Source organism: Halobacillus trueperi (assembly GCF_003386945.1).
Classification (GTDB): domain Bacteria; phylum Bacillota; class Bacilli; order Bacillales; family Halobacillaceae; genus Halobacillus; species Halobacillus aidingensis.
Window position 1 is genome coordinate 196,411 of sequence record NZ_QUAE01000002.1, and the last position, 12,837, is coordinate 209,247.

Here is a 12,837-nt window from a genome sequence, read left to right on the forward strand (position 1 = left end):
TTCATATCGAAAGTTTCTCATTTCTTACACAAACAAAAATAAAGCCGCTAAGACAATGTCCCAGCGGCTTTTCCTTATTTTTCTGAGTGATCAAAATCGTAAAACCTGAACAAGTCACCATAAATGATATTATCCGAGTAATTCATTTCTTTGCTCACTTTTTCTTTAATGGGTTGGCAGGCCTGTGCGTTCTCTTCAGGAAGAGGCTCTCCTGAGGAGCGATCATAACACGTTTCATTTGAGTACAAATAATCTTTTGTAATGAAGCTGCCGTCTCTTAAAGCAACGAAGTCTTTATTTTTTTCGGCGAACATATTATCACCGAAAGTTAAATCTCCATTCTCTTCAATACCAAGGAGATGGAGTAATGTCGGTTTAACATCAATTTGACCGACAACCTTATCTTGTACTCCCCCACCTTCATATCCTGGAATGTGGATCATAAATGGAACTCGCTGTAGTTGTGTTTGCACATAAGGGTCTACTTCTTTTCCTAGGAATTGACCCATGGCTTTATTGTGAAAATCACTAATCCCATAATGGTCACCCATAAGAACAATAATGGAATCTTCATAAATACCGGCATCTTTCAACTGCTGGAAAAATTGTTCCAATGCTTCATCCGTGTAACGAGCGGTTTGAAAATAAGAATTCAACGTTTTTGAATTGGAATCATATTTATCGATATTCGCTTTTTCCTCAGGAAGTTCAAATGGAAAATGGTGAGTCAAAGTAATGAACTTACTGTAGAACGGTTTTTCCTGTGATTGCAAATATTTAATGGATTGTTCAAAAAATGCTTTGTCTTCCAGTCCCCAACCAAAAGAGTTTTCAGGGGTCACTTCGTAAGATTTCTCATCATAGAACTGGTCATACCCTACATTGTCATACATGACGTCCCTGTTCCAAAAGCTTGCGTTATTGGCATGAAAAACAGATGTTTCATAACCTTCTTCATTCAATATTTCAGGCAAAGCATTGTATTCATTCCCTGCATGTGTGAAATACACAGAGCCTCTTCCCAACGGGTAAAGGGAATTTTCAACAATAAACTCCGAATCGGATGTTTTCCCTTGTGCTGTTTGATGATAGAAGTTTTCAAAGGTGATCGTGTTATTGCTTTGTTTCAAATCATTAAGGAACGGCGTCGTTTCTGTACCATTGATCTCTGAATCAAACAGGAAGTTCTGGAAAGACTCGACACTTACAAAAATAACGTTTTTATCTTCTGCAATGCCATATAGCTCGGAATCTTTATTCGTTTGATCAGGAGAAGTTTCTTTTAAATACGTTTCTATTTCACTGATTTCACTGCCATCAGCAAAGACGCGCTGAGCCTTTGTTTTCGTTTGCATCGTAGCATCATAAAGGTGGTAGTTGTATATACCAATATTCTTCACAAGGTATTCCCGGTCAAAGGCCCGTACAAAAAGCATCGGACGTTCAATCTCTGCAAGCACAACATTCCCTGCCAAAAGCAAAAATGTTACAGCTGTAGCTGCAATTTTCCCACGTTTCGGGAGTTTTACAGTAAGGTCAAACTTTTGTCGGCTCAAATACCATACGAGTGCCACATCAGCGAAGATGAAAATGTCTTCGATGTGAAGCAATGTCAAAAAACTTCCTGTAAGGTCTGCGGCGTTGTTCCCCTGGAATAATACAGGAATGGTAATAAAGTCTGTAAAGTTCCTATAGAAAATCAAGTTTAAGAATAAGACCAATGAACCGATCAACGTCGTCCATCGTAAATATTTCATTTGATTTTTAGGTTTCATCCATACACTGATGGCGAAAATCAAATAGGCACTGGCAATCGGATTAAATAAAAGTATGAATTCTTGCATTGGATTCTCAATCGATAAATCGAACATGAATCTATACACGACATATGTCTTCAGACCAAATAACAATGTCGCAATGATAAATAATGGCATGTTCTTCATTCTCCATTGCATCATGGTTCCTCCTCTAGTACGATACTGGTCCTTTTTAACAAAAATTAACCAGGTTCCTTATCTTCTTTAACAATTTCCACTTATAATCCATATTAAACTCTTTCTTCATATATGACGTAAATGGTCCCATAAAGGTTTCATTAAATTTACAATTTCCATCATTTTCAAAATGATGTGATGGAGCTTTTCTTATCATAAGACAAAAACATTATAAAAAGAAGTCCTAGCGGTTAAAATCTTTTTACAAATATTATACAAATGAAACATAAAAAAGTTGGAGCCCCGAGGCTCCAACTTTTTTAATTATTCTTTTTAACTAAGAAAGCTCCACCAATGACACCGGCATCATTCCCTAATTCCGCAATGCCAAAACTCGACGCTTCAGCCGTTCTTGGTAAGGCATATTTCCGATAAGCTTTTTCAAGGGGTTCCAGCAGCAATTCTCCTGCCTTGGATACTCCGCCGCCAATCACGATTTTTTCCGGGTTGATAGCAATTGCCATGTTTGCAATCGCCATTCCAAGGACATCTGTGACTTCCGCAATCACACCACTCGCTGCTTTATCGCCATCCTTGGCTGCTTCAAATACATCCTTGGAGGTCAACGTCGCATCATTTAAATACGCATTCAGCTTAGATTCCGGGTATTTTTCCGCTGCTTCTTTTGCCTTTCTTACAATACCAGTCGCTGAAGAAACGGTCTCAAGACATCCGGTTTTTCCACAGTTACAAGGAGCTCCACCATCAGGTACAACTGTGACATGGCCTAGTTCTGCTGCTGTACCATTGGCTCCATTAAGAATCTGCCCGTTTGCAATAATGCCACCACCTACACCAGTACCAAGAGTAACCGCAATCAGTTCTGTGCACCCTTCTCCGGCACCGAGCCAATTCTCACCTAAAGCAGCCAAATTAGCATCGTTATCTACCCATACAGTCATTCCTGTCAAATCTTTGAGAAGGTTTCCGAAGTCAAAATCTTTCCAACCAATATTTACGGCTTCATGAATATAACCTGTTGTCGTATCAACAAACCCTGGTGCTCCTGCGCCAATCCCTACAACCATCGACGTGTCAATGGCCTCTTCTTTCAAAGTGTTTGAAATGGACGCTGCGATATCAGAAGGAATGGCTTCTCCCTGATTGTCAGTATTGGTTGGGATCTCCCACTTTTTAGTGATTGTTCCGTTTTCCTCAATAATAGCCAATTTTACTGTTGTTCCACCGATGTCTGCACCAATATAGTAATGACTCATCGCTTTTCCTCCCCTAATAGACGATCCTTTTGTTTCGCGATTTCACTTCTTAAAAGCAGTATGGCCATCTGATAGTCTTCTGACGGCATGCATTGGGCCTTGTACAACTCCCTTACTTCATCTTCCATCATTTCTAAATCGGCCAACCTGTCACCTATGTAAATGATCGTTCCAAATTTTTTCAAGTACTGCTGAATATCATAAATCGTTTTCATTCTTCATCACCACCATTCATTATACCAATACCTTTCAAACTTGAAAACGTAAAAAACCCCGATCGATCATCGATCAGGGTCATCTGGGTGTAAAAATGCCGGTCTCCGGTTTTTCAAAGGTATCGGAGAACGGAGCAAGACATCTCTTAGTGGTTTCCATGAGAAAGGTAGGAACGGCCATAAGTATGGTGTTTTGAATGACTTCATGCTGGAAATATAAAGCAGCCAAAGAGTAATCCCTAATACATACCCTTTTAACCCGAATAAGCCAGTTATGAGAAGCAGCACAAGCCTTGTTATCCGATCAGCCAGTCCAAATTCGTAACTAGGAGTAGCAAACGTCCCAATAGCAGCAAGAGCTAAATATAAAACCACTTCGCTTGAGAACATCCCAACCTCTACAGCTACTTGGCCAATCAATATGGCAGCCACTAAACCAAGAGCGGTCCCTAACGTAGATGGAGTATGGATCGCTGCCATACGAAGCATATCGATGCCTATTTCTGCAATTAGAAACTGGACGATGAGCGGCAGGGTTCCCGTGTCCGTAGGTCCAATAAATGCGAGGGCTTCAGGAAGCAAATCCGGCCTTTTAGAGAAAAGAAAATACAGGGGCAAAATAAAGATCGACGCAAAGAAAGCGAAAAATCGCACGGCACGCAAATAAGCGCCTACCAACGGTTTTTGTCGATATTCTTCTGCATGTTGTAAATGGTGCCAAAAGGTTGATGGAGTAATCATGACACTCGGTGATCCATCTATAATTACGAGAATATGCCCTTCATAAAGGTGGGCAGCTGCCGTATCAGGACGTTCTGTGTACCGGATGACTGGATAGGGGTTCCAATATCGGCCACTGATATATTCATCAATGGTCTTTTCGGCCATCGGGAGTGCATCCGTATCAATGTCCTGTAATACTTTCTTCAATTCTTCGACCCGGTCGGAATCTGCAATATCCTTGACGTAACAAATACACACGTCCGTTAATGATCGGCGTCCGATTTGCAAATATTCCATTCTTAAAGAACGGTCTCTGATTCTTCTTCTCGTCAAAGCCGTATTGAAGATAATAGTCTCTACGAAACCGTCTCTCGATCCTCTCACTACTCTTTCGAGATCAGGCTCTTGCAGTCCACGAACAGGATAAGTACGAGCGTCAATCATAATGATTTCATCGACGCCTTCGACGACTAACGCTGTGGGGCCTGCTAACACCCAATCCGCAGCTGCATTCAAATCTTTTTTCTTCTCTAACTCCACATAAGGAAGATGGGTTTTCAATAACTTCTCAAGAGGATCCGGGTCCAGTTGATCTGGGTCCAACTTTGAGAGGAGCTTCATTAAATAGTGAAGAATATCATCTTTTACAAAGCCATCTACGAGAAATAAGGACATGCCTCGTCCAGCGTAGACAAGATCAAGATGAACCATGTCGAAACTTTCTTCCACTCCAAGCCGATCTTTGAGATACGATACATTTTTTTCATAACTATCAAATAAACGTTGTTCTTCCAAAACGCATCCTCCTCTTAACCTTCTTTGCATAGTTTCTTCCAAATTTAATTATTCATACACAGAAGGAAGAGGTAGGATTATACGCATGTCCGTGGAAAATGGGACATATCCTGAACTATAGATCACCTATGCAGAGAGGATGTATGAGGAGATGATGGTTTGAGAAAAGTGTGGGTACATTGGGTACTTGTTCCTTTGGCCTTAGCCATATTCATCGCATTATATACTCAATATTTTAATGAAGAGTCAGTCATCAAATATTTCCCTTTAGATGAAGGAAGTGGGTTTCATTCTTACGGGACTACCTTGAATTTCGCTTCCGAGGAAGATGAGGACGAGTATGAGATTCTATGGAATATGTTCTCAGAGAGTGATAAAGCCATGTACTTGAGACAGGACGTCTCCCTTTTATATGTAAATGGGAGACTAAAAGGTGTGGTGAGCAAGTGGGAGGAAAACACATCAAAAATAAAGAAAGAAACGTCATTACACGGAGAAGATAGTCAGAAATACCAGGCTATCTCTTTCCACCACGGGGAAATACATGAGGATAGTGGTCCGATAAGAAGCATCCAAGCAAGCTCGAAGGACGAGCTTTATGTTATCGACTCTCCCCATTCAAAACGAACCGCATTCAAAGAACCAGCAAATCAAGAGGAGGAAGAATGGAAACAGCGACTGGATCATTCCATTCAGCAACAACTCGAAGTCCAATGGGAAGAGTTGCTAACATACTACGGCATCAACAAAGAAGATTACACCCTTGTTCCATTGACTGAACTCGCAGCATTTGAAGACAAGCCGCTACCTGGAACGAATGAAGATGACTCAGAACGAATAAAAGGACAACTTTGGGAAGGTTTGTATAAAAACTATGTGGTGGGCATTAGTGATACAAAATCCTCCCACCCTATACAAAGCTATATTCCACTCATTCTTTTTGATAAAAAAGGAAAGCATTTGATCGTCCTTTATGAGGATGATACTGGGAAAAAACATCGCCTCATTCAGTCCTATTAACGGAGGTTGTCGAAGAGTTCTTTAAAATCCTTTTGATCAGGATTAATGTCAGCGGCTCGTTCCGCATGGTCAGCCGCTTTCTCTTCTTCTCCTACCTGTTGGTATAAGAGGGCTAAATTATAATGAGCTTCTGCCATCTCAGGGGAGAGTTCAAGGACACGGAGCAAATCTTTCTTTGCTGCACTGGTTTCGCCTTTTTGTAAATACGCAAAAGATCGATTGAAAAGAAGAGCAGCTTCATATTTACCAGGTTCCTCCAAGGCTTTACTAGTGATTTCAATCACTTCGTCATAGTCACCCGATTGATTTAACTCCTGTGTCTCCTGGACCTCGCTCAACCCTTCCTCATCATTGAAAAGTCCCATATAGCCAGTAACCGCCATACCTGAGATAAGCAATAAATAAATCACAAAAGCAATCAACTGTTTAGACCTATCCCTCTGCTTTGGCATTCGTACGACCGCAGTGGCAAAGAAACCGCCGATCATTCCTCCGATATGTGCTCCATTATCAATTTGAGGAACGAGCAATCCGAATGAAATATTGATGATGACGATAAAAATGAGATTCCAACCCATTGTTCGGAAAAACAACTGTTTATGCTGGACACCAAAGAACAAGAGCGCCCCAAACAAACCGAAAATGGCGCCTGATGCTCCAGCTGCCACATGAGGATTCAACATAAAACTCGCCATACCGCCAAACAAACCCGAAAGTAGATAGGTCCAGGTGAAACGCCACGTCCCGTACAACTTTTCAACGGCAGTACCTAAGTAGTAAAGGGCGAACATATTCATAAATAGATGGAGAAACCCTATATGTAGAAACATAGAGGTGGCGATCCTCCACCATGCCCCGTCCACGATTGCTGGATTGAATTTTGCACCGTATTGTATAAGGGTTTCTACTGAAGTACTATCACCCACCCATTCAATGTAAAGAAAAATTAATACATTGACAGCAAGTAAAAAGTAGGTCATTCGAGGTTTGCCATAATCGAATATCGACATAACTTGTCTTCTTTGATCTTGTTGTTTTTTGACAAGCTGATGTTTCAAGTATGGAAGCATGGCCTCCATTTCGGTTTCACTAATCTTCTGATCAATGAGAGGTTGTTCTAATTGAAAGGCATCATAAAGCTTCTTCTTTTCTAATGTTTTGTTTTTATCATCCATATAGTAAAGAAAAATTGGATTTTTTTGTGATGAAGGGATATCATTTTCAACATTCTCCCACTCTTCCACAGGAGGGTACTCCGAAACATACAGAACATGGAATTGGACTTTTCCGCCTCGGAATAATTTTTTGTTTTGAGACAACTGTCGATATGATTTTTCCAGGTCCCTCCGCAATTCATTCTTCCAATTGATTTGTTTATGAGATAAACGGATGACATGCGTCTGCCAATCATGTTCTTTCTCAAGCCAAACTTCCCCTCGTTCTGTACTCATGTTAAGCACTTGAAAGTCTTGTGCTACAACCAGGTCATAGGTAAGTTTCCATAAATAATATTCTTGTTCAATAAACACGTTGCATCCCCCTCAATAACACCTACATCATATCATGCCCCTTTGTTAAGGAGCTAACTGAAAGCATTGAAAAAAGCCGCCAGGAATATATCCTGACAGCTTATTATATTCATAGCCCACGGAACATTTGTGAAAGAAATTTTTGCCGAATCCAAGGAATGTTCATGGACAACCGGACAAGGATCTTCCGAAGAAAAGGGATTTTCGTAACGAAGTCCAACGCTTTGTATCGGTACTTATAAATCGTTGCTACAACCGAGCCGATGATCATGACCCATCTGAAAAATTGACGCATCTCATCCACCTCTTCTTTTGTTAGGTGAACTTATCTTTCACTAGAGTCCCCATCCTTATACACATAGTTATGAATGACAGGTTTCATCGTTTCCTTTAATAAGGAAGCAGACGCATGAAACTTTTCCATTTCATCTTGATCAAGATTCAATTCAATGATTTCTTGAATTCCTCTTCGATTAACAATCGCAGGCACACCTATATAGAGATCATCCATGCCATACTGACCCTGTAGATAACCCGATACAGTCAAAACCGCGTTTTCATTGTGAAGAATCGCTTTTGTTAAACGAACAAGCCCCATTGCGATCCCATAATGAGTGGCTCCTTTGCGTTCGATAATGTGATAGGCGGCATCTCTGACCTGTTCAAAAATACCTTCAAGGTCTTTTTCATCATACAAATCAGGATGGTCTTTGATACGGTCGAACACAGAGCGTCCAGCGACGTTTGCGTGACTCCAAACCGGGAGCTCAGAGTCTCCGTGCTCCCCCATAATATACGCATGGACATTACGTGTATCGATATTGAAGTATTCACTGAGCTTGAAACGTAGTCGAGCTGTATCAAGGATTGTCCCTGACCCAATAACACGTTCAGCAGGAAGGCCGGAAAACTTCCATGTCATATAGGTTAAGATATCAACAGGGTTTGTTGCTACAAGGAAAATACCATCAAAACCACTCTCCATTACGGAATCAACAATGGACTTAAATATGGCCGTGTTTTTTTCAAGCAAATCCAACCTTGTTTCGCCGGGTTTCTGATTCGCCCCTGCTGTAATGACGACAATATCCGCACTTTCACAATCAGCATAGTCCCCAAACCATATCTTCTTGTTTGCAGGAGCAAAAGCAAGGCCATGATTCAGATCCATCGCATCGCCTTCCGACTTTTCTTTGTTCAAATCAATCATGACCAATTCATCTGCAACTCCCTGGTTCAATAAAGCAAACGCATAGCTGGAACCTACCGCACCCGTACCGATTAGTGCCACTCGATTTACATGTTCCAATCCAACCCCTCCTCATTTAATCTAACCCCATTATAACTCATAAGTTTGCTCAATACTTCACAATGAATGAATGTTTTGTGACATCCTCAGAACTAAAGATAGTATGTAGATCGAACGCCGCTTTCTGTAAGCACGTATTCCACTCTCTGGTCAAATTCTTCGAAAGGAAGTGGTGAGTATTCTTGTCGATCCGATGCAATCATTAATGTCTTCCCCGGAAACCCTTCAATGAAACGATCAAAATATCCCCCGCCGTAACCTATTCTGTATCCTTTTTCATTAAACAATAGCCCTGGTACAAGAAGAAGATCAATATCATTTTTCTTCACCAGCGCTGAGGCTTCAGGCTTGGGTTCTCTTAAACCAAAATAGACTCTCTCCAATTGATCATACTTCTCCAGGTGGTAAAATTCCATCTGCCTACTCTCAGGAATACATTTTGGCACGACCATCTTCTTGCCGGTCCGCCACCCTTCCTCAATAATAGGTTCTGTAGACCATTCATGCGTTTGAGATAACGTGACACCCACTATATGGGCATCCTTCCAAATTTCACTGTTGAACAATTCCTCCTGCATTTTTGCTTCTATAAAGAGTCGCTCTTTCACACTAATGTCCTGAAGAATCTTCTTACCTTTGAACCTGAGTTCGTTCTTTTCCATTTTCCACACCTCATCTTCTACTCATAAGATTAATTTTACAAAAGCTCCCGTTTGTGGAAGACTCAGTTTCGAGACTTTTGTGGAGTGGATGGGGGCGGAGGGGAATGAACTCCTAAGGACGCTATTCTGCATGCGAAAAGCTTGTTATAGAGCGCTTTATGCTTATAACACCAGGATAGTGGAAGGCCCCCTCCCACAGTAAAGGTTTCGTTTCTTACCTTCATAGAATGGGGTGGTTGGGAAACTGCGAGACTCCCGTGGAAGAAGGAGATAGGCGAGATCCCGCAGGACGTAGTCCGAGGAAGCTCGGCGCTCATCCACAGGAAAGCGAGTAGCTTCCCAACCACCCCTGACGCACAACACGGCAAGCGAACCACGAAAAGTCTCGAAATCGAGTCTTCCACAATCCTGCCATATTGTTTAATAACGAATATACAGGCGATTAGCAGAGGTTTAGATATAAAAAAAACAGTAGGAAATAATCCTACTGCTTACTTTGTTTCACGGTGAAGCGTGTGCTTCCCAACGCGTGGGCTGTATTTCATAAGCTCAAGACGCTCTGGGTTTTTACGCTTGTTTTTTGTGCTAATATAATTGCGGTCACCAGTTTCGGTGCATGCAAGTGTAATGTTTACGCGCATTATTATTCCTCCTAATCATAAAAGCTATTCACTGTCTCATTCACATTATCAGACTAATTCATAATACCAAAAACAGTTGGACCTTTCAAGTAGTTATTCATGTAAAAACGGCGAAATATCCCATAGCCATGCCTCTGTTTCTATGATATAAATAAACGTGGATAACCAAAGGAGTGATACAGCTTGATTTATGTGATTGGTACAATGGCTGCTGTTGCCCTTGGTCTTTTCGTTCTTTCATTTTTTATGAATGACCGCATGAAAGAACTAGAAAACCAAGTCGAACAGGTCAATATGACAATGATGCAAAGCAACTACCAGCTCAAAAAGAAAATGAAGGTTTTGGAAGAAGAGCTTCTGGCTGAAGATTTAACTCAAGAAATAATGAACCAGCCTCCGAAGAAAAAAGAAGCACCTCAAACCCTTCCATTAGTCGATACTGTTCGATCCATGTATCAAAAAGGCTATAAGACCCATTACATAGCAAAACAGACGAATTTGAGTGAGCATGATGTCCATTCGATGATACAACAGCAAAAAAGTGGCGGTGTTCAAACATGAAACAATGGACACGATCTTACGCCCTAGGTTTACTTACGGCGGTTCTTGTGTTTGCTATATCCTACTGGAACACAAATGCGACATCCACGACAGCCGTAGAAAAAGAGTATAAAACGGAAGAGTTGATTGAACAGCTCGAAAGGGAAGGATATCGAACTTTAACTACGGATGAGTGGGAAACTCTCAAGGAAAACGATAATAGAGAAGCATCGACTCCTACCCCTGTTGAGGAACCTATATCGACCTTTTCCATTGACATCGTCTCAGGTACTACAACAGATGATATCAGTGAAAAACTGCTGCAGGCCAATATCATTAAAGATGATGCTGCGTTTGAATCCTTTATGAAAGAAAATGACTATAGCCGTTATATACAAATTGGTCAAGCTACTCTAAATTCAGAAATGTCGCTTCAAGAAATTGCTGAAGCTATTACATCGAAGTAAAAGAAGCCGTATTTTTTGTGGCTTCTTTTTTCTTTTAAAATTAACGTAATCTCCCCACCCTTTTAAGCATCTAAGGAGGTCTATACATCATATATAGAATCATATAACCGTCATCTAATAACGAAAGACGGCAAATACGTTAATACTAAAAGACATGAACCGAAACAATCTATTCATGTCTTCTCTTCTATTATTTATTCAAATCGTAAGTTCTTCCCTTTACCAGATAAAATATACTTTCGCCGATGTTCGTAATATGATCAGCGAACCTTTCAATATACCTGGCTACATAAGCCATCTGCATAATGTGCTGGATCTGTTCTGGATTAATCGCCGTCAATTCCAGCATTTCTTTTACAATCGAACCATACTTTTTGTCTACAACATCATCCATTTCAGCAAGCTTCTTCGCTAACGATATATCTTCATACTCAAAGGATTTGATTGCCAAATCCACCATATCCATAGCAAGGACAGCCATTTCACGTAGCTCAGGGTCAATTTCAATGCCATGCTCTTCACCTAAATGAATCGTTGCCTTCGCAATATTGGTCGAGTGATCGGCCATACGTTCTAAATCGCTAGAAATTTTTATAGCAATGATGATCCTTCTCAAATCCCTTGCTACCGGCTGTTGCTTTGCCAGCATCAGAATAGCATCATCGTTTATCTTTTCTTCCTTACGATCGATGGCTGCATCATCCTCCAGGATTTTTTTTGCCGCCTCAACGTCCCCTTGATATAGGACATAGATCGCTTGGTCGAGTGAATCTTTTACATTATGAGCTAACTCTTTAATTTGTTTCTTTAAATCTTCGAGTTCTTCTTCAAAATGAACACGGATTGACATGGATATCCCCCCTAAAAAATTAGCCGAAGCGTCCAGTAATATAGTCCTCTGTTCGCTTATCGTGAGGGTTCTGGAACAAGTTATCTGTGTCAGCGAACTCGATTAATTCTCCATTTAAGAAGAAGGCTGTTTTATCTGAAATACGAGCGGCCTGCTGCATGTTGTGCGTGACAATAATAATGCTGTATTTTTCTTTTAACTCCTGAACAAGCTCTTCTACTTTTGCCGTAGAAATCGGGTCTAGAGCTGAAGTCGGCTCGTCCATTAAGATAACATCCGGTTCAACCGCTAGAGCACGTGCGATACATACACGCTGCTGCTGACCACCAGATAGACCATAAGCATTTTCATTTAGACGATCTTTCAGCTCATCCCAAATCGCCGCACCTCTTAAACTTTTCTCAACGATTTGATCTAATACTTCTTTCTTTTTAATTCCATGGATTCTTGGTCCGTAAGCTACGTTATCATACACACTCTTAGGAAACGGGTTAGGCTTTTGGAAAACCATACCTACCTTCGTACGAAGGTATTCTTCTTTATATTTACTGTTGAAGATTTCCTGGTCACGATATTTAATGGAACCGGAAGTCTTTACAATCGGCACCATTTCCACCATGCGGTTTAATGTCTTTAAGAATGTTGATTTTCCGCAACCCGAAGGCCCGATAATTGCTGTCACCTGTTTCTCTGGTACCACCATGCTTACTTCGTATAAAGCTTGATCAGAGCCATACCATAAGTTCAAATCATTGACTTCGATAATGCTATTCGTTTTCTCTTTTTTAATTCCCTCTTTTTTAACCTCAGGCTTCGCTGTTCTCTGGTTCACCTTTTTATTTGTTTTCTCTTCCATTACTTTATTCATATTGAAA

General features: G+C 40.8%; 14 protein-coding genes. 3 read left to right on the forward strand and 11 right to left on the reverse strand.

What is annotated here, in order from left to right:
* Nucleotides 1-74: 74 nt before the first annotated feature.
* From DYE48_RS03600 to DYE48_RS03615, 4 genes are all read right to left on the reverse strand, one after another.
* Entirely contained in the window at nt 75-1,955 is a 1,881-nt protein-coding gene (locus DYE48_RS03600) for an LTA synthase family protein (RefSeq protein ID WP_115822454.1), read from the reverse strand.
* A gap of 299 nt (nt 1,956-2,254) precedes the next feature.
* The gene (locus DYE48_RS03605) at nt 2,255-3,211 is read right to left on the reverse strand and encodes an ROK family glucokinase (RefSeq protein ID WP_115822455.1); all 957 of its coding nucleotides are present in this window, start codon (nt 3,209-3,211) and stop codon (nt 2,255-2,257) included.
* Nucleotides 3,208-3,426 carry a YqgQ family protein gene (locus tag DYE48_RS03610; RefSeq protein ID WP_115822456.1) on the reverse strand — a complete coding sequence of 73 codons (219 nt, stop codon included), beginning with the start codon at nt 3,424-3,426 and terminating at the stop codon, nt 3,208-3,210. The genes DYE48_RS03605 and DYE48_RS03610 overlap by 4 nt, the downstream gene beginning before the upstream one ends.
* A 66-nt stretch (nt 3,427-3,492) precedes the next feature.
* On the reverse strand, nt 3,493-4,974 hold the full coding sequence (locus tag DYE48_RS03615; protein ID WP_115822457.1) for a spore germination protein: 1,482 nt from the start codon (nt 4,972-4,974) through the stop codon (nt 3,493-3,495).
* Between the two features lie 138 nt (nt 4,975-5,112).
* Here DYE48_RS03615 and DYE48_RS03620 point away from each other — a divergent pair, with 138 nt between their 5' ends.
* Complete coding sequence (locus DYE48_RS03620; RefSeq protein WP_244199369.1) at nt 5,113-5,964, forward strand: hypothetical protein; 852 nt, start codon at nt 5,113-5,115, stop codon at nt 5,962-5,964.
* Here DYE48_RS03620 and DYE48_RS03625 read toward each other — a convergent pair.
* The 5 genes from DYE48_RS03625 to rpmG all read right to left on the reverse strand — a co-directional run bounded on the left by DYE48_RS03625 (nt 5,961) and on the right by rpmG (nt 10,105).
* Entirely contained in the window at nt 5,961-7,493 is a 1,533-nt protein-coding gene (locus DYE48_RS03625) for a rhomboid family intramembrane serine protease (RefSeq protein ID WP_115822459.1), read from the reverse strand. The two genes, DYE48_RS03620 and DYE48_RS03625, sit on opposite strands and share 4 nt — an antisense overlap.
* A gap of 109 nt (nt 7,494-7,602) precedes the next feature.
* Nucleotides 7,603-7,788, reverse strand: a complete 186-nt coding sequence (locus DYE48_RS03630) for a hypothetical protein (protein WP_115822460.1) — start codon at nt 7,786-7,788, stop codon at nt 7,603-7,605.
* 30 nt (nt 7,789-7,818) lie between these two features.
* Nucleotides 7,819-8,802, reverse strand: a complete 984-nt coding sequence (locus tag DYE48_RS03635) for an L-lactate dehydrogenase (protein ID WP_115822461.1) — start codon at nt 8,800-8,802, stop codon at nt 7,819-7,821.
* Between the two features lie 92 nt (nt 8,803-8,894).
* Entirely contained in the window at nt 8,895-9,464 is a 570-nt protein-coding gene (locus DYE48_RS03640; RefSeq protein ID WP_115822462.1) for a 5-formyltetrahydrofolate cyclo-ligase, read from the reverse strand.
* Nucleotides 9,465-9,955: 491 nt separating this feature from the next.
* The gene (gene rpmG, locus DYE48_RS03645) at nt 9,956-10,105 is read right to left on the reverse strand and encodes a 50S ribosomal protein L33 (protein WP_035509116.1); all 150 of its coding nucleotides are present in this window, start codon (nt 10,103-10,105) and stop codon (nt 9,956-9,958) included.
* Between the two features lie 183 nt (nt 10,106-10,288).
* Between rpmG and DYE48_RS03650 the strand changes: the two genes are divergently transcribed.
* Together DYE48_RS03650 and DYE48_RS03655 are read left to right on the forward strand one after the other, a co-directional pair.
* On the forward strand, nt 10,289-10,666 hold the full coding sequence (locus DYE48_RS03650; RefSeq protein WP_115822463.1) for a hypothetical protein: 378 nt from the start codon (nt 10,289-10,291) through the stop codon (nt 10,664-10,666).
* The gene (locus DYE48_RS03655) at nt 10,663-11,112 is read left to right on the forward strand and encodes an endolytic transglycosylase MltG (protein WP_115822464.1); all 450 of its coding nucleotides are present in this window, start codon (nt 10,663-10,665) and stop codon (nt 11,110-11,112) included. Before DYE48_RS03650 ends, DYE48_RS03655 begins: the two co-directional genes overlap by 4 nt.
* Nucleotides 11,113-11,302: 190 nt before the next feature.
* Here the strand turns inward: DYE48_RS03655 and phoU are convergent, their stop codons facing one another.
* Nucleotides 11,303-11,962 (reverse strand): phosphate signaling complex protein PhoU, encoded by a 660-nt coding sequence (gene phoU, locus DYE48_RS03660; RefSeq protein ID WP_089651716.1) that lies wholly within the window; start codon nt 11,960-11,962, stop codon nt 11,303-11,305.
* Between the two features lie 19 nt (nt 11,963-11,981).
* Nucleotides 11,982-12,830 carry a phosphate ABC transporter ATP-binding protein PstB gene (pstB, locus tag DYE48_RS03665; RefSeq protein ID WP_115822465.1) on the reverse strand — a complete coding sequence of 283 codons (849 nt, stop codon included), beginning with the start codon at nt 12,828-12,830 and terminating at the stop codon, nt 11,982-11,984.
* Nucleotides 12,831-12,837: the final 7 nt, after the last annotated feature.

Coding starts and splice junctions, on each gene's coding strand:
- DYE48_RS03640 (WP_115822462.1), bottom strand. CDS start 9,464: ATGGAAAAGAACGAACTCAGGTTCAAAGGTAAGAAGATTCTTCAGGAC.
- DYE48_RS03655 (WP_115822464.1), top strand. CDS start 10,663: ATGAAACAATGGACACGATCTTACGCCCTAGGTTTACTTACGGCGGTT.
- DYE48_RS03630 (WP_115822460.1), bottom strand. CDS start 7,788: ATGCGTCAATTTTTCAGATGGGTCATGATCATCGGCTCGGTTGTAGCA.
- DYE48_RS03605 (WP_115822455.1), bottom strand. CDS start 3,211: ATGAGTCATTACTATATTGGTGCAGACATCGGTGGAACAACAGTAAAA.
- DYE48_RS03615 (WP_115822457.1), bottom strand. CDS start 4,974: ATGCAAAGAAGGTTAAGAGGAGGATGCGTTTTGGAAGAACAACGTTTA.
- DYE48_RS03600 (WP_115822454.1), bottom strand. CDS start 1,955: ATGCAATGGAGAATGAAGAACATGCCATTATTTATCATTGCGACATTG.
- pstB (WP_115822465.1), bottom strand. CDS start 12,830: ATGAATAAAGTAATGGAAGAGAAAACAAATAAAAAGGTGAACCAGAGA.
- DYE48_RS03610 (WP_115822456.1), bottom strand. CDS start 3,426: ATGAAAACGATTTATGATATTCAGCAGTACTTGAAAAAATTTGGAACG.
- rpmG (WP_035509116.1), bottom strand. CDS start 10,105: ATGCGCGTAAACATTACACTTGCATGCACCGAAACTGGTGACCGCAAT.
- phoU (WP_089651716.1), bottom strand. CDS start 11,962: ATGTCAATCCGTGTTCATTTTGAAGAAGAACTCGAAGATTTAAAGAAA.